21 protein-coding genes are annotated in these 18,980 nt (G+C 64.4%); 10 read left to right on the top strand and 11 right to left on the bottom strand.

The window, feature by feature from the left end; translation table 11 throughout:
* Positions 1-36 precede the first annotated feature (36 nt).
* Entirely contained in the window at positions 37-564 is a 528-nt protein-coding gene (locus tag EAO27_RS20970; protein ID WP_347567144.1) for an AlpA family phage regulatory protein, read from the bottom strand.
* Between EAO27_RS20970 and EAO27_RS10390 the strand changes: the two genes are divergently transcribed.
* Both EAO27_RS10390 and EAO27_RS10385 read left to right on the top strand, forming a co-directional pair.
* Positions 487-1,956 (top strand): tannase/feruloyl esterase family alpha/beta hydrolase, encoded by a 1,470-nt coding sequence (locus tag EAO27_RS10390; protein WP_242780292.1) that lies wholly within the window; start codon positions 487-489, stop codon positions 1,954-1,956. The genes EAO27_RS20970 and EAO27_RS10390 overlap by 78 nt on opposite strands.
* A gap of 7 nt (positions 1,957-1,963) precedes the next feature.
* Entirely contained in the window at positions 1,964-2,974 is a 1,011-nt protein-coding gene (locus tag EAO27_RS10385) for an alpha/beta hydrolase-fold protein (RefSeq protein WP_242780548.1), read from the top strand.
* A 318-nt stretch (positions 2,975-3,292) separates the two neighbouring features.
* Here EAO27_RS10385 and EAO27_RS10380 read toward each other — a convergent pair whose 3' ends face one another.
* Together EAO27_RS10380 and EAO27_RS10375 are read right to left on the bottom strand one after the other, a co-directional pair.
* Positions 3,293-3,709, bottom strand: a complete 417-nt coding sequence (locus EAO27_RS10380; protein ID WP_242780290.1) for a GFA family protein — start codon at positions 3,707-3,709, stop codon at positions 3,293-3,295.
* Positions 3,710-3,776: 67 nt separating this feature from the next.
* Positions 3,777-5,015: an FAD-dependent oxidoreductase gene (locus tag EAO27_RS10375; protein ID WP_242780288.1), complete on the bottom strand. Its 1,239-nt coding sequence runs from the start codon at positions 5,013-5,015 to the stop codon at positions 3,777-3,779.
* Positions 5,016-5,117: 102 nt separating this feature from the next.
* Between EAO27_RS10375 and EAO27_RS10370 the strand changes: the two genes are divergently transcribed.
* The 5 genes from EAO27_RS10370 to EAO27_RS10350 all read left to right on the top strand — a co-directional run bounded on the left by EAO27_RS10370 (position 5,118) and on the right by EAO27_RS10350 (position 9,142).
* Entirely contained in the window at positions 5,118-5,375 is a 258-nt protein-coding gene (locus tag EAO27_RS10370) for a hypothetical protein (protein WP_156420429.1), read from the top strand.
* Positions 5,372-5,929, top strand: a complete 558-nt coding sequence (locus EAO27_RS10365; RefSeq protein ID WP_242780286.1) for a lipocalin family protein — start codon at positions 5,372-5,374, stop codon at positions 5,927-5,929. Before EAO27_RS10370 ends, EAO27_RS10365 begins: the two co-directional genes overlap by 4 nt.
* Before the next feature lie 192 nt (positions 5,930-6,121).
* Positions 6,122-7,624: a sensor histidine kinase gene (locus tag EAO27_RS10360; RefSeq protein ID WP_242780284.1), complete on the top strand. Its 1,503-nt coding sequence runs from the start codon at positions 6,122-6,124 to the stop codon at positions 7,622-7,624.
* Positions 7,617-8,066, top strand: coding sequence for a response regulator (locus EAO27_RS10355; RefSeq protein ID WP_058806897.1), 450 nt, complete (start codon positions 7,617-7,619; stop codon positions 8,064-8,066). Before EAO27_RS10360 ends, EAO27_RS10355 begins: the two co-directional genes overlap by 8 nt.
* A 20-nt stretch (positions 8,067-8,086) precedes the next feature.
* Positions 8,087-9,142 (top strand): response regulator, encoded by a 1,056-nt coding sequence (locus EAO27_RS10350; protein ID WP_242780282.1) that lies wholly within the window; start codon positions 8,087-8,089, stop codon positions 9,140-9,142.
* Between the two features lie 8 nt (positions 9,143-9,150).
* Here EAO27_RS10350 and EAO27_RS10345 read toward each other — a convergent pair whose 3' ends face one another.
* The 6 genes from EAO27_RS10345 to EAO27_RS10320 all read right to left on the bottom strand — a co-directional run bounded on the left by EAO27_RS10345 (position 9,151) and on the right by EAO27_RS10320 (position 13,799).
* Positions 9,151-11,097 carry an AsmA-like C-terminal region-containing protein gene (locus tag EAO27_RS10345; RefSeq protein ID WP_242780280.1) on the bottom strand — a complete coding sequence of 649 codons (1,947 nt, stop codon included), beginning with the start codon at positions 11,095-11,097 and terminating at the stop codon, positions 9,151-9,153.
* A gap of 88 nt (positions 11,098-11,185) precedes the next feature.
* Positions 11,186-11,383, bottom strand: a complete 198-nt coding sequence (locus EAO27_RS10340) for a CsbD family protein (protein ID WP_058806891.1) — start codon at positions 11,381-11,383, stop codon at positions 11,186-11,188.
* Between the two features lie 394 nt (positions 11,384-11,777).
* Positions 11,778-12,041, bottom strand: coding sequence for a hypothetical protein (locus EAO27_RS10335; RefSeq protein WP_242780278.1), 264 nt, complete (start codon positions 12,039-12,041; stop codon positions 11,778-11,780).
* A 20-nt stretch (positions 12,042-12,061) separates the two neighbouring features.
* Positions 12,062-12,709 (bottom strand): Crp/Fnr family transcriptional regulator, encoded by a 648-nt coding sequence (locus EAO27_RS10330; RefSeq protein WP_347567146.1) that lies wholly within the window; start codon positions 12,707-12,709, stop codon positions 12,062-12,064.
* Between the two features lie 195 nt (positions 12,710-12,904).
* Positions 12,905-13,459 (bottom strand): type 1 glutamine amidotransferase domain-containing protein, encoded by a 555-nt coding sequence (locus EAO27_RS10325; protein ID WP_242780274.1) that lies wholly within the window; start codon positions 13,457-13,459, stop codon positions 12,905-12,907.
* Between the two features lie 172 nt (positions 13,460-13,631).
* Positions 13,632-13,799: a hypothetical protein gene (locus EAO27_RS10320; protein WP_242780272.1), complete on the bottom strand. Its 168-nt coding sequence runs from the start codon at positions 13,797-13,799 to the stop codon at positions 13,632-13,634.
* Positions 13,800-14,063: 264 nt separating this feature from the next.
* On the opposite strand from EAO27_RS10320, the gene EAO27_RS10315 reads away from it, so the two are divergent.
* Positions 14,064-14,234, top strand: coding sequence for a DUF1328 family protein (locus EAO27_RS10315; protein WP_082662608.1), 171 nt, complete (start codon positions 14,064-14,066; stop codon positions 14,232-14,234).
* Positions 14,235-14,709: 475 nt separating this feature from the next.
* On the opposite strand, the gene EAO27_RS10310 is transcribed toward EAO27_RS10315, so the two are convergent.
* Both EAO27_RS10310 and EAO27_RS10305 read right to left on the bottom strand, forming a co-directional pair.
* Complete coding sequence (locus tag EAO27_RS10310) at positions 14,710-15,204, bottom strand: hypothetical protein (RefSeq protein WP_156420426.1); 495 nt, start codon at positions 15,202-15,204, stop codon at positions 14,710-14,712.
* Between the two features lie 89 nt (positions 15,205-15,293).
* Positions 15,294-16,292, bottom strand: coding sequence for a catalase-related domain-containing protein (locus EAO27_RS10305; RefSeq protein WP_347567143.1), 999 nt, complete (start codon positions 16,290-16,292; stop codon positions 15,294-15,296).
* A gap of 268 nt (positions 16,293-16,560) precedes the next feature.
* Between EAO27_RS10305 and EAO27_RS10300 the strand changes: the two genes are divergently transcribed.
* Positions 16,561-17,526 (top strand): hypothetical protein, encoded by a 966-nt coding sequence (locus EAO27_RS10300; RefSeq protein WP_242780270.1) that lies wholly within the window; start codon positions 16,561-16,563, stop codon positions 17,524-17,526.
* A 309-nt stretch (positions 17,527-17,835) separates the two neighbouring features.
* Positions 17,836-18,975: a hypothetical protein gene (locus EAO27_RS10295; protein WP_242780268.1), complete on the top strand. Its 1,140-nt coding sequence runs from the start codon at positions 17,836-17,838 to the stop codon at positions 18,973-18,975.
* Positions 18,976-18,980: the final 5 nt, after the last annotated feature.

The raw sequence follows: 18,980 nt of genomic DNA, 5'->3' as shown, positions 1-18,980 counted from the left end.
GAGGATCTCGGCCGTCGCGAAAGCGTCTCCCGGGCTTCAGGACGCGGGCCGTCCGGCCATCCAGTTTTCGATCTCGGATTCACGCCATGCGACGCATCGGCGGGTGAGTTGAAGCTGGCGCGGAAAGCTGCCGTCGTGGATTTGTCGGTAGAGCGTCGCGCGGCTGAGGCCGGTCCGGTCGAGCACGCTTTGCATTCGCAGAAATCGTTCGGGTTCCATGACATATCCTGTCTTCGCTTTGACACTCCCGAATGCGATCTGGATGTGCGGAATCCTTCGATCAAGCCTCGGCGGCCGGTGATGGGCGGGCGTGCGGCGATGCGCCGGCAGGTGCTGCACACCGTTCCGCCATGCGATATCGTGCACGACCCTGCCGGCGTGTGCCGTCAATCGAACCATGGACCGCTGAGCGGCGCGGCGAGATAGCGGCGCGCGAGCCTCGCCGGTCTCAAGCTTGCCGACACCAGCATAACGAGCGCGGTCCTTGTGCCGGGCAAAGCGGCGGAGACGTCGATCGCCGGCGATACGGCGGGATATCGCAGCTTCTGCCGTGTCGTCGCGCACGTCCGTTCAGCGCCCGGGTCCGACATCGGCGTCGAAATCTGGTTGCCGTTGGAGGGATGGGCCGGCGTCTTCCATGGCAATGGCAACGGAGGCTTCGCCGGCATACTCGCGGGCGGCTATTCGGGGATGGCGGATGGTCTGCGGCGCGGCTTTGCGACCGCGACGACCGATGCCGGGACGGCGCCCGCGACGCCGCTGGAGGGCGATGCCCTCATAGGCCAGGACCGCAAATGGCGCGACTGGGGACGGCTCTCGACCCATGTCATGACCACCACCGGCAAGGCGATCACCAATGCCTTCTATGGTCAGGCGGCGAAACGCTCCTATTACACCGGCTGCTCGACCGGTGGACAGCAGGGGCTCATAGAGGCGCTCTATTATCCTGAAGACTATGACGGGATTCTCGTCGGCGCGCCGGTCATGAACCGGACCTGGGGCCATGCCGCGGTCTTATGGGACTATGCCGCCGCGCATCGCACGCCGGGCAGCCTGCTATCGGATACCAAGCTCAGACTGCTGAACAAGGCCGCGGTCGCTACCTGCTGGAAGCAGGGGCACGGCCTTGCGGGCGACCGGTTCGTCTCGGATCCGATGAGCTGCACATTCGATCCCGCTGTCCTCGCTTGCAAGGGCGGGGCGTCCGACGCTTGTCTCACGCCGGCTGAGGTCGAGACCGCCCGCGCTTTTTACTCGGGTCCACGAACCGCGGAAGGCAAGACAAGCTACTTCGGCTGGTTGCCCGGTAGCGAGATGCCCGACACCTTCGGCTGGGCTTTTCTCCAGAAGCCGATCAACGAACAACCGCCTTTCGGCGCCCTGTTCAAATGGGTGTTCGGCGCCGACTGGGACTGGAAGAGCTTTGACTTCGACCGCGACATGCCGCTGGTCGATCGGCGTTTGGACGCGATCGTCAATGATGCGACGCGCGGCAGTCTCAAGGCATTTGCCGCCCGCGGCGGCAAGCTGATCGTCTATCATGGGCTCGCCGATACGCTCGTCGCGCCGGGGCAGTCGGTCGCCTTTTACGAACGGCATGCGAAGGATTTCGGCGGCGTGGACAAACTCGCGAACAACGCGCGCCTGTTCCTCGCACCTGGTATGATGCATTGCGGCGGTGGCGCCGGTCCCGATGCCTTCAATGGCACGCTCGGTATCCCGCCGCAGCCGCCCGGCTATGACGCGGGACACGACATTTTCTCGGCGCTGATCGACTGGGCCGATGGCGGCAAGGCGCCTGAGAGCATCATCGCGACCAAGTTCGCGAGCGACGATGCCGGAAAGGTGGAAATGCAGCGGCCGCTGTGTTCCTATCCCAAAAAAGCAGTATACCGCGGCTGGGGTTCGACCACTTCAGCGAGGAATTTCAGCTGCGCCGCGCCGGGCGCGCGTTGAGGGACGGATGCTGAACCGCAGGGAGTTTTCGGGTCTCGTTGCGACGGGCTCGGTAGCGTCGGTCGCCGTGCCTGCCTTAGCGTCCGCGCCAGATACCGAAGGGACGATAGGGTTTCACAATTTGGCGTCGTCCAACGTGCCGGGCGATGTCGGCGTCGCGATCTATGAACCGCCGGGCTATGATGCCGCGCGCGCGGACGCGTACCCGCTGCTTCTTTGGCTCCATGGGGGGAATGGCAGCGAGAAAGATATACTCTTCTTCAAGAGCGTCTTCGACCGCGAAATTGCATCTGGCCGCGTGCCGCCGCTCGTCATCGCGACCCCGAGCGGGCGCCGCTCGCTCTATATGGACTTCCTCGACAGTAGCGAGCGCTGGGAAAGCTATATCCTGTCAGACGTGCTGCCCTTCGTTCGCCGGTCGGCGCATGTCGAAGTGTTACGCGAGCGGACCTTCATCGGAGGCGTATCGATGGGCGGCCTCGGCAGCCTCCGGATCGCGTTCAAGCATCCCGAGCTGTTTGCCGGCGTCATCGCGCTCGAGCCTGCGATCGAGGCGGCGCTGGAATGGACAGGGGCGGGGACAGAGACGCGCTTCTGGCGGCCGGAGCGCGCCTTGCATCCGATGTTCGGCAACCCCGTCGATCGGGGCTATTGGGCGGCGAATAATCCCGCGACGATCGCGAGCGTTGCGCCCGGCCGATTGCTCGATCTTCGCATCTATATCGAGGTCGGCGACCAAGACGCGCTCTATCTCTACGAAGGTGCGGAATATCTGCACCGGATCCTGTTCGACGCCGGGCTCGCGCACGAATATCGACTGGTACACGGTGCCGATCATGTCGGCCCATCGCTCCTGCCGCGCATGGCAGATGCGCTGGGATTTCTTGGACGACAGCTGTCGCCGCCCGGCTGGATCGACCAAAACGTCCTGACCTTTCGCAGTGCGATGGATGAGGGCAAGCGCGCTGCCGGGATCGAGGTGGAGCAGGCCGATCCTCGCCGCCTGAACCATCGTTGAAGAACCGTCTGGCAAATCATCGCACGCGGAATGCAGATCGTCTGGTCTCCGTTCGCCGGGGCCGGGCTTACGCGACCGTCCGTATCGGCCTGTTTTGGCGTTTCGATACAATCATCGGGTGGTTGGCCGATATAGTGGCGCCCCTGCGACCCAGAAGCGTTCTTCCTCGTCGAGGACGAATCTTCATTACTGGCGCCCGTCGGGTTTCAGCCCGACGGGCGCCATTTTGTTTCCCCACAGGATCGAAAACGGTCGCGGCCATGATCCGGTACGCTGCACGGAACGTGGCGGCTGCATGGGCGGCCTCATATTCAGGGATCAGGGCCTCGGTGCCGGGTTCTCGCGGGAGCACGGCACAGTGTCCGGGAATGCAAGCCAATGATGCCGATCCTTCGTCCACACCGCTTGCGCGGGCGCGGGAAATGCCGGGTCCTCGAACGTACCGGCAGCGATCCCGACAAGGTGGGGGAGGCGCTCGGCTTCCCACCAGAGCGACGTTCCGCACTTGCGGCAGAAATGGAAGGTGATCGGAAATCCGCTCGCCGAGTCCCGGCGAAATGTGCCGCAATCGCCAGACATTTGCCGGACCGATCCACGCGGGAAGAAAGCGGCGACGCTGAAGAGCGATCCGGTACGACGCTGACAATCGAGGCAGTTGCATAACGAGATCTTGGCCGGTTCACCGGTGCATTCGAGCCTGACCGCTCGGCAGTGGCACGCCGCTTCTCTGGTCATAAGGCGATTACATCATTTTGAAGCGGCACACGCAAGCGGTGCCCGCCGTGCGGTCGTCAGAGCGGGGTCAAAAAGGCCGGTAGAAGCTGAACAGCTCTGCGTCGCAGTCGCCGTATCCGCCGATCAGGCCGCGCAGAAGCTGCGCCGCCATCATCGAAAAAGTGATGCCGTTGCCGCCGTAGCCCATCGCGGCATAGCAGTTCGGCATGCGCGGAATGCGGCCGACGGTCGGCGTGCCGACGGGGCTGTTGCCGAAGCTTCCCGTCCAGGCATAAGCGGGTGTCGGATCGAGGCCCGGCAGGAGTCTTCTGAGCTTGGTCGCGAGGCGTTCGGCCTTCGCCCCGATCATGGCGTCGCGCCGCTCCTCGTCGTCGAACGGCTCATCCTCTCCGCCGCAAATGACGGCACCGTCCGGCGTGGTGCGGACATAGAGATAGGGGTCGGATGCCTCCCATATGAGATCGGCGCCGGGCCAGATCGCTTTCGGCTGGGGTGCGGTGGCGATCGACCAGGTCGACATGATATAATTGCCCTTCGACGGGATTCCCTTGAGGCGCTCATAGCCCGTCGCGATCACAAGATGGCGCGCCTTTACGACATGCCCCTCGCGCGTTCGCACGGTAACGCCCCGGTCATGCGGTTCGATCGCGCTGGCCTCGCAGGGCGCGTGAATGCGGCATCCCGCCGCCTGCGCGACGCGCAGATATTCGATCGTCAGTTGCCGCGGATCGGCAATATAGTTGCCATGGCCGATGATCGCGTGCCGGCGGGGGATGCCATAGCGCCGCTCGGTCTCGGCGGGGCCGATGAGTTCGACTTCGAACCCGGCACGGCGCCGCGCATCGGCCTCGCGCGCGAGTCCGGCCGGATCGAGGATATTGCCGTCGAGATAGACCGAGCCGCGCGTCGCGGCTCCCACGTCGAGCCCGAGCCTTTCAGTGCGCTCGCGCAGCGCATCGACCGCCAGTCGCGAGCGCTGCCAGATCCGGGCCGCACGATCATGCCCGATCCTGTCCGCCATGAGGCTGAGCGGCGTGTCGAGTTCATATTGGAGCATCGCGGTGGACGCGGTTGTCGATCCCAGCGAGGGACCGCGTCGGTCGATCACGATGACCTCATGGCCGGCCTCGGACAGCGATTCGGCAATAAGGGCGCCTGAAATTCCTGCGCCGATCACCAGCACCCCGCACACCGCGTCCTGTTCGAGGTGTTGGGTCTTGAGCGCGGGTCTCCGCCGATCCATCCAGATCGAGCGCCCGGTGCGCAGATCGCGACGCTCGGTCGGCGAGATTTGGTTCGTCGTCATTGAGGGGGGCGCCGCAAGAGGAAAAGGGTGTTTTTGGAAGAAGCACATCATGTGCCGCCCGCGGCTCCAGGAGAGCCCCGCGGGCGGCGGCATGCTTAGCACATGGCGCCGGCAGACAGCCAGATCTCCGTGCGGCCCGTGCGGATTTATAAACCGGAATCGGATCGAAAAGTTTCAGCGAGTGCCGAAAATATATTCATGCCGTTCGCCGCAACTATCAGGCCTTGTCATTGGTTCGAGTGGGCATCGATCGATAATCTTCCCGAGCTGGCAACGGCAGCAAATCTGTGGACCCGCTTCGGCGGGTTCCTTTTTGCGCCCGTCGGCAGCGCTTCTCCCGAACGAAAGGAGCTTTCATGAAGAAACCGGCAATCATCGCAGCCCTCGGTGCGGCTGTCACGGCGCCTGTCGTCTGGGCGGCCTGGAAATATATTCCGCGACCGGGACCCGTCGGGAACCCCGCCGTGCCCGAACCCGCCAAACCGGTCGATCTCGTTCGTTACGGCGGCCGCTGGTACGAGCAGTTCCGCTACGAGGCTTCCTTCCAGAAAGGCATGGATGCCGTGACCGCCGATTACAGCCTGGGTCCCGACGGCAGCGTTCGCGTCGTCAACCGCGGACGCAGGGGCGGCGAGGTAAGCAAATTTGACAAGTCGGTGGGTAGGGCAAAGGTCGTCGACAGGGCGACCAACGCCAAGCTGAAGGTGCGCTTCTTCGGGCCTTTCGCAGGCGATTATTGGGTTCTCGACCATGGCGACGATTATGACTGGTCGATCGTCGGGGAGCCATCTGGCCGGTATCTCTGGGCGCTGACCCGCGAGGCCCGGCCCGGCCCCGAGATTCTCGAGCATCTCGAAGACCGGGTGCGGTCGCTCGGCTACGACTGGTCGCTGGTCCGGATCACGGCGCAGTAGATCATAACCCGCATCCATAGCCGGATTTGCGGGAGCGACGAGGCGCGCCGGATCGTCCCGCCAGCGCCGCCAGATTGATCCATGTTAAATTTCGCCCCGGCGTGCCGGCACCGCCTCGTACCGGGGGCTTGCGCCCGGCCCGATCCCCCGCCATGCAGCGACACCAGTCGGCGCGCGGGGGAACCGGATAAGATGACATCGGAAAAGCTCGCGTCGCTCGGACGCGACCGGCGCGCAAGCCGTGTCATCATCGCCTTGCTTGCTCTCGGTTTCACAGCGCTGCTCGTGGCCGCGGCGGCGACCTACTGGACGCAGCGGCAGAATGAAGAGAATGCGCAGCTCGTCTCGCACACACTCGCGGTCGAGGCGCGCCTCGGCTCCTTTGCGAGTGTCAACGAACGGATGGAAACCGCGCGCCGCGGGCTTCTCCTCACCAACGATCCTGCCTTCGCCCGTATCATGGCGGCTGCGCAGCGGAGTGCTATCGCGCAGGTAAAGGATCTCGATGGGCTAATCAGTGACAATCCGGGGCAGCGCGCCCGCGCCGCGCGCCTCCGCGAGCTTCTCGATGCTTATCAGGCCTATAACCGTGAAGCGGTTGGCGGCGATGCCGCCGCGCGCCGCGCGGTTGTCGAGGGTTTCATGACCGATACGGGCGTCGCTTATGTCCGCGAGGTTCGCAGCGTCGTCGACGCGATGCTGGCGGAGGAGCTTGGACTGCTTCGCGAGCGTGAGGCCGAGCAGCGGCGTACTCAGGCCTTGTTCAACACCACGCTGCTGCTGACCGGAATGCTGATCGTGGCGGTCGCCGCCGTCACCCTGCTTCTCATTCGCCGTAATCTCGCCGAGCTTCGCGAGTCGCGCGAGCAGCTTCGGATATTGAATGAAGATCTGGAAGAACTGGTAGACGCGCGGACCGCCGAACTCAGCCGGGCCAATGCCGAGATCCAGCGCTTTGCCTATATCGTCAGTCACGACCTGCGGTCGCCGCTCGTCAACGTGATGGGCTTCACCGCCGAACTCGAGGCCGCCCGCAAGGCGATTGCCGATTATCTCGCGCGGAGCGATGCCGGGACGTGGCAGGCCCCCGATGGGCCGACCCGCCTCGCGATCGAGGAGGACCTCCCCGAGGCGATCAATTTCATCCGCAGTTCGACGCAGAAGATGGATCGCCTCATCAACGCGATCCTCAATCTCTCGCGGCAGGGAAGGCGCTCGCTGGCCCCCGAGCGGCTCGACCTTGGCGTCCTTGTCAAAGGGATCGCCGAGAGTCTCGAACACCGCATCCAGGAGACGGGTACACGGGTCGAGATCGGCGATTTACCCGGGATCGTGAACGACCGGCTCGCGGTCGAGCAAATCCTCTCGAACCTCGTCGAAAATGCCCTGAAATATCTGAAGCCCGGACGCGCCGGCGTCATCACCGTCAGCGGGAGTACGGAATATGGCCGGGCCTTTGTCGAGGTGAAAGACAATGGGCGCGGGATCGACCCGCGCGACCATGACCGCATATTCGACCTTTTCCGAAGGTCGGGAACACAGGACCAGCCCGGTGAGGGCATCGGTCTCGCACACGCCAGGGCGCTCGCCTATCGCCTCGGCGGCACGATCGACGTGCAATCGGTTCTGGACGAGGGGTCGACCTTCCGTCTCAGTCTGCCGATCGAATGGAAAGGCGGAGATGAAAATGCCTGATCAACAACAACCCGTGAACATCGTGATGATCGAGGATGACGAAGGTCATGCCCGGCTGATCGAGAAGAATATCCGCCGCGCCGGTATCTCGAATACGATCCATCATTTCACCGACGGCACCTCGGCGCTCGCCTTTCTCTACGATGCCGAGGACGGGCCCGCGCGCAACGGTCCGGCGCTCGTCCTGCTCGATCTCAATCTGCCCGACATGAGCGGCACCGACATTCTCGCCCGATTGAAGGGCGATGGAAGCGCGCTGCGCCGCACGCCCGTTGTCGTGCTCACCACGACCGACGACAAGGTCGAAATCCAGCGCTGCTATGACCTCGGCTGCAATGTCTACATAACGAAGCCGGTGAACTACGAAAATTTCGCCGATGCGATCCGCCAGCTTGGTCTCTTCCTTTCGGTGATCCAGGTCCCCGACCCGGATCCGGCTTGAGAAGCGGGGCGTCCGCCGCCGTGGCGCATATCCTCTATATCGATGACGACGAAGGCATAAGGCGTCTCGTCTCGCGCAATCTTGCGCGCGACGGGTTCGAGGTCAGCCTCGCGGCGAGCGGCGCCGAGGGCGTGGCGATGACCCGCGAGGGACGATTCGATCTGATCGCCGTCGATCATTATATGCCCGGGCAGGACGGGCTTGCGACGCTCGAAGCCCTGCGCGCGATCGCGGGCTGTCCGCCAGTCGTTTATGTAACGGGCTCGGAGGAAAGCCGTGTCGCGGTGGCCGCTCTCAAGGCGGGCGCCGATGACTATGTCGTGAAATCCGTGGGCGCGGATTTCTTCGATCTGCTCGCGAACACCTTCGGACAGGTTCTCGAACGCGCAGCCCTCCGCCGCGACCGCGAGCGGGCCGAGGAGGAATTGCGCGCGAGCAATGCACGGCTCGAGGCGCTCCTCAAGGAGGTCAATCACCGGGTCGCCAACAATCTCCAGATGATCATGTCGTTCGTCGCGCTGCAGGCCAAAACGCTGCCCGATCCAGAGGCACGCGAGGCGCTGCAGAAGACGCAGCAGCGGATTGCGACCGTCGCGCAGGTCAACCGCCGTCTCTACACGACCAATGACGTCGAATATGTCGCCATGGACGATTATCTGGCGGGCCTCGCCGCCGATCTTGGCGAGAGCTGGTCGACGGGCGCGGCGCGCCGCGACGTGCGGACCGAGGTGGAGCCGCTGCGGATCGCGACCGACAAGGCCGTCGCGCTGGGCATGATCGCCAATGAGTGGGTCAGCAATGCCTGCAAATATGCCTATGATGTGGCGGACGACGGGCAAATCCGGATCGGGCTCAGCCGTGTCGGCGACCGATCGATCGAGTTGAGCGTCGAGGACGATGGTCCGGGTTTCGCGAGCGACCGGCCGGCGCAGGGCACGGGACTCGGTACGAAGCTCATCGCCGCTATCGCAAGGACGCACCGCGCCGAGGTTCATTACGGGACGAGCGAGCGGACAGGGAAAGGGATGCGCGCGCGGATAGTGCTTCCGCTCGCGGCGCGCGAACTACGCGACTGAGCGGGGATTCAGGCGAGCGCCTTGCCCGCGAGCGCGTCGCAATCGGCGGGCGCTGCGCTCGGGGTGGGAGGCTTGCCGCGATCCTTCCGCAATCCGAGGGCGCTTCCGATCGAGCGCCCGATCGCGCCGATGATTCCGCCCGACTTGCCAGTGGGCTTTCCAGGCGGCGCAAGCGTGATCGACGGGCTCGACAGCGTTCCGCCGATCCTGATCGGATCGACGAGCTTGAGTGCGGCGTCACCCTTGGATGCACCACCGAATATGAGCGCGATCGTCTCGCCGTCGAGGTCGATCCGGCCGCGTGCAGCGCCTTTCGAAATACTGGTGTCTATGAGCAAGGGCGCGGGCGTGAGGAGACCCTGACGCACAGTGAAGGCGAGGACGGCGCAGCGGATGGGGACCATCGCGTCGTCGTCGCCAAGCTTCTGTCCGATCGCGCCGCCAAGATCTTGCCCCAGGATGAAGGCGGCCGCCCGGTTCATGGCGCCGCCGCGCGCGACAAAGGCAATCTTGCCGTTGCCGCCGGCGAAAGCGGCGCGGATCGTGTCGCCGCGCCCCTGCAGGCGGACCAGGCCTTCGAGCGGCCCGCGGATCATCGACGGCTGCCCTACGAGGGTGTCGAGCGAGGTGCCGGTCACCCGCAGCTCGGTGGAGAGAAGGGGGGCGCTGCCTCGGGAATCGACCTTGACCCAGCCGGTCATCTGCCCTCTGTCGAGGCCGGCAACGGCGTTGCGAAGCGTAAGCACGCGCTTCTCCAGAACGAGATCGCCCTTGAGGCTGCGGAAGGCCGAGCCGCCCTTGATGAGGAGCCGCGGCGCGTTGAACCTTATGATACCGTCGGTGGGCCCAATTTTCGAGAGGTTGATGCGCGTCTCGGGGATGATGCGCGGACCGGTCCGGGCTTCCCGCACGCGGGCCGCCGCGAGCCCTGCATCGTCTGCAAGATCGTCGAAATCGAATTGCGGCGCATCGATCGTCGCGTCGATCCTGGTGCGCCCCTCGCGCTTGAGGACACTTGCCTTCGCATGGATCGTCGAGCGGCCGATCGTGCCGCCGAGCCTGTCGATGAACCAGTCGGGCCCGCGGCGCCGGACTTTGCCCTCGAAGTCGATATCCTGAGTGCCGAAGAGCCCCGCTTCGATGATATAGTCGAGCTGCTTGAGAGTCTGCCCCCGCGTACTCATCTCGATATCCATCTCACGCATGTTCAGCCCACCCGCCATCGTGCCTTTGGCATCGAGCCGGAACGTCGGCGACGCGAGGCTGGCCGAAAAGGGCCAGGACGCCGAGCCCTTTGCGGCTCCGAGCGGTGCGCCCGTTGCTATAAGGCGCGCAGGAACGCCGTCGAAGCGGCCTTCGGCGCGCAGCGTGACGCTGCGGTCCGCCGCTGCCTCTAGCGTTCCGGCAATGTCGAGACGGCGCTTTGCGTCGAGTAGGCTGAAGCGGCTGTCCCTTATGCTCAGCGCGTCGAGCTTCAGCTCGCGGTCGGCCTCATCCGGTCTCTTATCCCCGGAGCCTTCCCAATTGCTCTTGCCATTGGCGTCGCGAACGAGATTGGCTTCGAGCCCGACGATGTCCAGCGAGCGAATGGCGGGGTCACCCGAGAGCAGTGACAGGATCGGTGTCCGGGCGCTCGCGCGCCTGACCTTGAAAAGCGACCCTGTGCCGGCCCACGTCGGCTGCGCGATGCTGACATCCTCGACGACGAGCGTGGGTGTGAAGGAGAAAAACTCCGCACGCGACAGGGCGCCGATGCGGACCGGGGCGCCGAAATGTTCGCCAAGCTGGCGTTCGGCAGTGCCGTGCAGCACCGAAACGGGAAAGGCCCCGATTCCGAGGGCGCCGATAATCAGAAAAGCGCCGCCCGCGCCCGCCGCGAGCCTCGCGCGGCGCGAGAGAGCGTCGAACCCAAACTTTCCGTGACGAAAGAGCATGCCGCTGGTTGTCGTGGTCATCTTGCCCCTGTCGCCTTGCCCGCTCCCACCCGGGCACGGAAAAGTCCGCGCGACAGGGCCGCGCGGACTTTCTTCGATCCAGGAAGGATCAGTAGCTGTTTTCGAACTCGTCAATCTCGCGCTCGGCTTCATCCTGCGCGCGACCATATTTTTCCTGGATTTTACCAGCCAGAATCTTGCGGTTGCCGTTGATCTGGTCGAGCTCGTCGTTGGTGAGTTCGCCCCACTTCTTCTGGACATGGCCTTTGACCTGTTCCCAATTGCCCTTGATCGTATCGCTGTTCATGATCAGTCTCCGTTGAAGTTCGATCGTTTAACGCGGGGCGCACGGCGACTGTTCCTCCGAAAGCTGAATTTGTGCCGCGTGCGAACGACTTGCATAACATAGGTTAAGCTTATGATTTCAATGGAACATTGGGGCCGGAAAGCCTCTCCTCGATACCCGCTTTGGGCGGTTTCAGGAAGAGGACTGGCGGTTCGCTCGGAACAATCAGCAGGGCGGCAATCAGCCGGGCGGCGGTCGCCAGCAGGAACGGCAGGACCGCCGGAACCGTCCGCCGGGCAAAGAGCGCATGGATGACCGGAACCCGGGCAGAAGCGATGATCGGAATCGTCGGAACCGCTGACCGCAGTCCTGCTTCTCGTATCTGGAAGACCGCTCGCGCGCGCCCGTTTCGTCCCTAATCCTTCTCGGTCGCGAGGGTTGCGAGATTTCCGTTTGCGTCGACTGAGGTGACCAGTAGCGTGTAAAGGAGCCTTCCTGCATCGTCGACGCACTCGACGCGCAGTCCGTGGTCGTGTCGCAGAATATGAGGGTCGTCGGCGAGAAGGCTTCCGCCATAGCGTATCGCCTCCAGTCCCGCGGTTTTGTCATCGGGAAGGTTGATGCCTACTTCGTCGATCTCGCGATAGCCGTCACGTGTGTGGAAGAAATAACGTCCCATCTCGTCTGCTCCTTCGGGGGTCAGGGCTGGTCACGGTGGAGATAGAGGTCGGAGAATTCCGCAGTGCCGATCAATGATTGCAGATCGGCGATGCGAATACCGCGGCCGTCGCGGGCGATGGCGCCCGTGCGTTCCAGCGCCTTCAGTGTCCGGTTCACATGGACAGGGGTCAGACCGAGCACGTCGGCGAGCTGTTCCTGGGTGAGCGGCATTTTGTGAATGTCGAGGCCGCCCGAGCCGGTATCGAGCAGCCGGTAGTGGAGCTCGCAAAAGAGGTGCGCGAGACGCGCGAGCGCATTCCGGCGGCCATTGTTGAGAAGCCATTCGCGGCCGATCGAGGCTTCGATGAGAATGTCGACCATGACGGCGCGCGCGATTGCGGGACGCGCCTGTACCAGGCGTTCGAAATCCGAAATCATGATGACGGTCAGTTCGACGGCGGTCAGCGCCTGCAGATTATGATCGACGGTGCGAAGATACATCGACTGGAAGTCGAGCGGGTCGCCCGGGATCTTGATCGAGACGATCTCGCGCCCGCCGCCCTCGGTTATCTTCTGCCGGTAAGCGAAGCCCGACCGCAGGACCGGGCAGATATCGGACCGGTCGCCTTCGCGCAAAATATAGTCGTTGGGCTCGAGGCGCCGCGTCTGGTGCGGAAGAGCGGCGATCGCCGCCTAGTCCTCGGTCGAAAGCAGGCTGTGGCTGAGCAGCTTCGCAAGAAAGATCGCCATGCCCGGCGGCGCCATATCCCGATCGAACATTATGCCAGCTCTCCTCATCTAACGTCTGACGGTACATCCGCTGCCGAAATGCGAGCGACGTCGTCATGGTTCCCGCGGGGCTGACAGGGGGCTCGCCACGTCTCAGGCATCGGCGCCGACACGCACCACGGTCTCTATGATTGCGTCGCAAAATGCCGGCAGATCGTCGGGACAGCGGCTGGTGATAATATTGCCGTCGACCACGACCTCTTTGTCAAAGACTTGGGCGCCGCCATTGGCAACATCGGTGCGGATCGACTTGTAGCAAGTCATGTTTCGGCCTTTCGCAAGGCCCGCCTCGACGAGCAGCCAGGGCGCATGACAGATCGCTGCCACAGGCTTGTCGGCGTCGGCGAAAGCCTGGATGAGCGCGATCGCCTCCTCCTCGACGCGCAGCAGGTCGGGGTTGATCTGGCCGCCGGGTAGTACAAGTGCGTCGAAATCTTCGGCGCGGGCGTCCGCGATCAGCAAGTCGACGTCGATCTCGTCGCCCCAATTGTCGTCGTCCCACCCCTCGATCTGTCCCTCTTTCAGAGACGCGACCCGGACCTCGGCGCCGGCCTCCTCCAGTTTTTCGAGCGGAACCTCAAGTTCGGACTGCTCGAATCCATCGGTTGCCATGATAAGAATGCGGCGAGCGGCGAGGGGCGCGTTCATGGGAATTTCCTTTTCGAATGATATCGGCAACGGGGGACGGCGGACCAGCGCGTTTCGGTGTCGTCACGTCGCTCGGGATTTAGCCGTTCCCCGATATAGCGAAGCCGGACCGTGCGGGAGCGACGGCCCGGCCCAGAGAGCGCCGCAAACGCGCTCGTCTGTCGCTGGATGATCAGCGGTTCTGACGATTTTCGTCGTCGCGGCCGGCCTGGTTGCCACCCTGATTGTCGTCCTGGTTCTGGTTCGGCTGGCGGCGGGTCTGATCCTGCTGTTCTTGCTGGCCGTCCTGACCGGGGTTCTGGTTGGGCTGGTTGCCGCCCTGCTGGTTATTCTGCGCCATGATGGCCTCTCCTTCGCGGTGTTGCCCTCGGGGGTGTGGGCCTCATGGAGACGCGCTGGATGGGCAATTGTTCCATTAAAATCATGAACTTAATCTATGTTATGAAACCCATTTGTCAGCGATATTGCTGGAACCAAATATGTTCGTCTGCGTTGTCGTCTGCGTTGCGTGCACATCCACTTCGGATGAATGGTACGGCGTGCTTCGCTGCCTCTTCGCTTGCGCGCGGGGCGCGAGGACGCGCCCAACAGCGGGAGAAATATCATGTTCAGATGGGCCATCATCTTCGCCGTCGTCGCCCTTGTCGCAGCGTTGCTCGGCTTCGGTGGCATCGCCGGTCTCTCGGCCGACTTTGCGAAGATTCTTCTCGTCATCGGCGTCGTTCTTTTCGTTGTTGCCTTCGTCTTCGGGCGCGGTCGCCGCACACTGCCATGATCTACCGGGCTCTGCAGTTCGGAGCCCCGCCTTCCGGGGATGATGGAAGCCTCCTTCCGTCTTCCCCCACGGGTGCCGGCGGCCAACCCTTCGGTCGCCGGCACACGACTATGTCAGGGCGCGCGTAGCGTGGGCGGCAGGCCGTCCTTGCAAAGCCACCCTTCCATTATCCGGTTACGCCCGATGGCCGCTCCTTCAAGGTTCGCGGTCGCCCCCTTGGCGCATATCAACCCGGCATTGTCTGAAGACGATCGCGCGCGTCTTGCGTCCCAGCGGATGGCAGCGCGGAGCGCGGTTCGTGCGGCACGAGGCGGGAAGGACGCAGCCGCCATTCGCCGGGCGAGGGCGGCCGTCGATCGCGCCAAACGGGCGCTTGGCGAGCGCGGCCCGTGCGGTGAGCCGACGGTCCTCCCGACTTCGATCGCCACAAGGCGATCAACATGGCTTATGCTGGCGCTGCCGCCGGATTGAACTGTCAGGGTTTAGCGGTCATCAGCGGGGCGGTTGAACCGCGGTGGACGGTCAGTATCACGCTGCCGAGCCCGGCGGCGGGGATGATCTTCAATCGCTCGGAACCGATGCCCCGTTCATCGAGCATGGTTGCCAGCGCCTTCGCCTGGGCCTCGTCCCCCGCGATTTCGAGCGATGCAGCCGGAGCGGCACGGAGGATAGTCGCGAGATCGGCCGCGGATCCAAGTCCTTTGCTGGTCAGCCGCGGCCGATCTTCGTCGAATCCGGCAAATGCGAACCGCGCTTCGTCGCCTTCGCGCGATGCCAGCCATTCGGCGATCCCGCGAGGCAGCGAACCCTCGGCAGCGACGAAGGTCGAGCCGTCGGGAAGGGTCAGTAGCGCGTTGACCGGGCCGCTGGGCGACGCGGCCTCGACGCTTTGGGCACCGCATGACTGTAGCGAGAGGGTCGCGGCCCCGATCGACAGGGCCGATGCCATAACCAACAGCAAGCGCGTCATATTATCTCCCTTTCCTGTTGTTTGCTCAACGCGCGCCGAATGCCGATGTTGCCAGGCAAAAAGGCTTCAGCGCGTCCCGGATCGGGCCATTACGCGAGGTCGCGCACCTTGGGCTCGCGGTCCCAGCGGCGGCGCGTGCCGACCTTTATGAAATCGGCGAGAGCGACGATGCCCTCGTCGAACTCCACCCCGGCCTTGTCGAGCAGCACCCGGCTCGCTTGGTCGTGCGCGATCGTCTTGCAATGGCCGAAGGCGTCCATGAACCATTGCACCGCCGCGCCTTCACGGCTGAGCTTGTTCGCGGCCTCTTCGGTCAGGACCGAGGCCACCGCGTCGAACAGCACCGAGGGCGAGCCGGCGAGCTGCCCGTCGGCCTTCAGCGTTCCGCCGGACACAGGAATGCCGCCGACTTTGGGGGCGACGAGGAAGGTGCTGCCGCCGGCTTTCTCGATCTGCGTCCTGAGCTTGTAGATCGTGTCCTTATCGGAGCCTTCGGCGAACAGGATCGCGACTTTTCGTCCCTTGATGTCGGGACGGTCGTCCTTCTGGATCGACAGCGCATCTGACGGCGCCATGTCGATGGCGGCCTTGGCGGGCTTGATCCTCGCGGGAAGATCGGTCGCGAGCCCCTTGGCGACGCGCTTCGCGAGATCCTCGTCGATATTGCGAAGCTGACCGACGACGCGGGCGCGGACATGGTCGAGCGTGACCTTCGAGAGCTCGAACACCAGCGCCGAGGCGATATGTGCCTGCTCGTTCTCCGTCTGCGAGCAAAAGAAGAGCCGTGCCTGGCTGAAATGATCGGCGAAGAGGTCGGCGCGGATGCGCAGCTTCTCGGCCGGGTCGTTCCGTTCGTTGTTCGCCGGAAAAGTGGTGAAGCCGGCGTCGGGGCAGGCGCGCGGACCTGCATCCTCGCCCGCTTCGGCAAGGCTGTTCGGCTCGTAATTGGCGCGGCCCTTGGGAACCAGCGTCTGCATCAGCCCGTCGCGCTGGAAATTGTGGAACGGGCATTTGGGCGCGTTGATCGGGATCTGGTGGAAGTTTGTCGTCCCGAGCCGCGACTTCTGTGTGTCGAGATAGCCGCGCATCGCCGTTCAGCACCGATCCCTCGGCGAGGAAGAGGGCATCGCGCCCGTCGCCCATGTCGATATCGCCGTTGATCGTGCCCGCGTTACGGATGCTGTCGTCGCCGGTACCGGTCGCGATATCGTCGTCGATGACGCCGCCGGACCCGTTTTCGATGCTGTCGTTCCCGTCCGCGAGCAGGATGTCGCCGTTTATGCGCCCGGCGTTGCGAAGCTCGAAGCGCATGCCGTCGTCGCCGCGGATCGCCTGCGCGCCGGCGGTCATGCCGGCATGGCCGATGGTTCCGAGCGCGGCGTTGGTGATCTTGTGCACCATTTCGGGGCCGCCGATATTGTTGCTGAACGCGATCACCGCGCGATCGGCCGCAATACCGGCAACGTCGATGATCCCTTCGTTGACGATTTCGATATTGCCGTCGTTCAGGTCGAGCGCTGCATCGGTGCCGCCCGTCGAACGGATGACCGCATTGGGGCGGTTCACGACACTGCCGCCGCGGCCCATATAGATGCCGTTGCTGCCGGCGATGATTTCCGACGAATTGTCGACCGTCGACCGGTCGGTCAGCACCACGCCATTGCCCTCCGCCGCGCGGACGGGCGCAAGGATGCTGACATCGGCGCGCTCGCCACTGATCGCGGTGCCGCCGAGACCGCCTATTTCGATCAGCGCGTTGGGGCCGGCGTGCAGGATACGGGCATTGCCATAGGCGAGGATGCCGCCGCCATAGGGGCCGTCGGCCTCGATGCGCCCGGCGTTCTCGATGATGGTCGTCAGCCCGGCGCCGCTTTGTTCAACCAGGATGCCGAAATTATTGGCGCCCCGCGACTGGCTGTTGTCGACGGTCAGCGTGCCATTGTTCGTGATTCGCGCGCCGGCCCGAAGGCTCTTAACCGATATGGCCGAGGAGAGGTCGCCACGGATCGTGCCGTCGTTGACGATTCCGGCGCTGCCCGGGCCGCCGGTCACGCCCGATCCGGGAGTTCCGGCCGCGGGGGTGATGGTGCCGCTGTTCCGGAACTGGTCGATGTCAACGGGTACGGCGACCGGTCCCTCATTGTCGCCGGTACAGGTCAGGATCTTGCGCTGCTGGTCGTCGATCAGGGTCGTGCAGGCGGCGCGGGCCGGCTGCGCCGTTCCCAGTGCGACGAGCGCAAGCGTTCCGTAGAGCGCCGAAGCGCCCAGAAGATTGGGTTTGCAATTCATAGATGTCCTACCGGCGCACGCCGGCCTCCTTGATACACATGATGGGGTGATGGCCCGCCCGCCATCGGGGGTATGGCGGACGGACCATGCGAACCTTCCGCACATGGCGATCAGGCTCTTTTCGGGGTGCGATCCCGGTTCCTGAGTTGCCCGCGCAAGCGAGAGCACCCCGGTGGAGGGCCGAATAGTCAAAGGATCGCGGGCTCCGCCTCGTATGAATGAATGAGGCGAAGCAGTTTTTTTGCGTGTCTGGGGACGGACGGATCGTCCTTCCGGTACGTTTGTCCGCATTCCGCCGATGGCGCGGAGGGGCGATCCTGACCTTGATCAGGATGGCTGCCCATGAATTCCCCTTCGCCGCACGACGGCCGTTTCACGATGCTGATCGACGCCGTCTACAAGGCCGCGACCGATCGCGACGGCTGGCGACCCTATCTCGACCTGGTATCGCAGACATTCGGCAGCGTCGCCGCGATGCGGATCGCGCGCAGCAGCAATCTGACCGACGTCCGGTCGGCCGAAGCAACGATCGACCCCGACTATCTGGACCGATATTATCGGCACTATGCCGGCAAGGACCCGATGTCCGAACGCGACCGGGTCGCGGCGTCGCCGCCGATCGTGGTGCAGGAGGCGCTGATTTCGATGGCCGACCTGCGGCGCACCGAATTCCATGCCGACTGGATGCGCCCGCAGGGGCTCGATCTTTCGATGCGGTGGCGCGTCGATGCCCCGATGGGGGTGATGGACCTGTTGCTGCTGCGCCCCGAAAGCGCGGGCGCGTTCAGCGCCGACGAGCAGGCGCTCAGCCATGCCCTGCTGCCGCATCTGCGCCGCGCGATCATCATCGCCAACCGGCTCAACGTCTTCGATGCTGCCGACGCCGCGTCGCTCGACGCTTTCGAGCGGCTGGGGGCGGGGGTGCTGCTCGTCGACGCGCGGCGCACGATCCGCTTTGCGAACGGGGTCGCGGAAACGATGCTCGAGGCGGGCGACGGGCTGTCGTCGACCGGCGGCCGGCTCTGTGCCGGCGGCGCCAGCGACCAGCGGCTCACCCGGGCGATCGCCGACGCGGCCGGGCAGGGGCGATACGCCGCGGGGCGGACCGCGACGCTGGTCGCGGTGCCGCGCGCGAACAGCCCCAATCCCCTGTCGGTCGCGGTCAGCCCCTATTCGGAAGCGCGTCGTTCGCTGTTCGACGGCGGGCCGCTCGCGCTGGTCATCGTCGGCATGCCCGACCGGCGCGCGGCCTTTCCTGTCGAGGCGCTCCGCGATCTTTATGATTTCACGCCGGCCGAAGCGCGGCTCGCGGTGGCGCTGTGCAACGGCACCAGCCTCGCCGATCATGCGCGCGCCAGCGGCGTCGCGCTGACCACTGCGCGGACGCACCTGACCTCGATCTTCCTGAAGTCTGGCGAAAACCGGCAGGCCGACCTGATCCGCCGGTTGATGAACGACCCGGTCCTGTTGCTCGCGCGATGATCGCG

This window comes from Sphingopyxis sp. YF1, from assembly GCF_022701295.1.
Taxonomy (GTDB): Bacteria; Pseudomonadota; Alphaproteobacteria; order Sphingomonadales; family Sphingomonadaceae; genus Sphingopyxis.
Note: the sequence above shows the minus strand (reverse complement) of the source record. Positions and strands in the feature narration are given on the sequence as shown.

Excerpts from the sequence above, each read along its gene's own strand:
- EAO27_RS10385 (WP_242780548.1), top strand. The coding sequence starts at position 1,964 with ATGCTGAACCGCAGGGAGTTTTCGGGTCTCGTTGCGACGGGCTCGGTA.
- EAO27_RS10380 (WP_242780290.1), bottom strand. The coding sequence starts at position 3,709 with ATGACCAGAGAAGCGGCGTGCCACTGCCGAGCGGTCAGGCTCGAATGC.
- EAO27_RS10375 (WP_242780288.1), bottom strand. The coding sequence starts at position 5,015 with ATGACGACGAACCAAATCTCGCCGACCGAGCGTCGCGATCTGCGCACC.
- EAO27_RS10370 (WP_156420429.1), top strand. The coding sequence starts at position 5,118 with ATGGCGCCGGCAGACAGCCAGATCTCCGTGCGGCCCGTGCGGATTTAT.
- EAO27_RS10365 (WP_242780286.1), top strand. The coding sequence starts at position 5,372 with ATGAAGAAACCGGCAATCATCGCAGCCCTCGGTGCGGCTGTCACGGCG.
- EAO27_RS10360 (WP_242780284.1), top strand. The coding sequence starts at position 6,122 with ATGACATCGGAAAAGCTCGCGTCGCTCGGACGCGACCGGCGCGCAAGC.
- EAO27_RS10355 (WP_058806897.1), top strand. The coding sequence starts at position 7,617 with ATGCCTGATCAACAACAACCCGTGAACATCGTGATGATCGAGGATGAC.
- EAO27_RS10345 (WP_242780280.1), bottom strand. The coding sequence starts at position 11,097 with ATGACCACGACAACCAGCGGCATGCTCTTTCGTCACGGAAAGTTTGGG.
- EAO27_RS10340 (WP_058806891.1), bottom strand. The coding sequence starts at position 11,383 with ATGAACAGCGATACGATCAAGGGCAATTGGGAACAGGTCAAAGGCCAT.
- EAO27_RS10335 (WP_242780278.1), bottom strand. The coding sequence starts at position 12,041 with ATGGGACGTTATTTCTTCCACACACGTGACGGCTATCGCGAGATCGAC.
- EAO27_RS10325 (WP_242780274.1), bottom strand. The coding sequence starts at position 13,459 with ATGAACGCGCCCCTCGCCGCTCGCCGCATTCTTATCATGGCAACCGAT.
- EAO27_RS10320 (WP_242780272.1), bottom strand. The coding sequence starts at position 13,799 with ATGGCGCAGAATAACCAGCAGGGCGGCAACCAGCCCAACCAGAACCCC.
- EAO27_RS10315 (WP_082662608.1), top strand. The coding sequence starts at position 14,064 with ATGTTCAGATGGGCCATCATCTTCGCCGTCGTCGCCCTTGTCGCAGCG.
- EAO27_RS10310 (WP_156420426.1), bottom strand. The coding sequence starts at position 15,204 with ATGACGCGCTTGCTGTTGGTTATGGCATCGGCCCTGTCGATCGGGGCC.
- EAO27_RS10305 (WP_347567143.1), bottom strand. The coding sequence starts at position 16,292 with ATGCGCGGCTATCTCGACACACAGAAGTCGCGGCTCGGGACGACAAAC.
- EAO27_RS10300 (WP_242780270.1), top strand. The coding sequence starts at position 16,561 with ATGGCCGATGGTTCCGAGCGCGGCGTTGGTGATCTTGTGCACCATTTC.
- EAO27_RS10295 (WP_242780268.1), top strand. The coding sequence starts at position 17,836 with ATGAATTCCCCTTCGCCGCACGACGGCCGTTTCACGATGCTGATCGAC.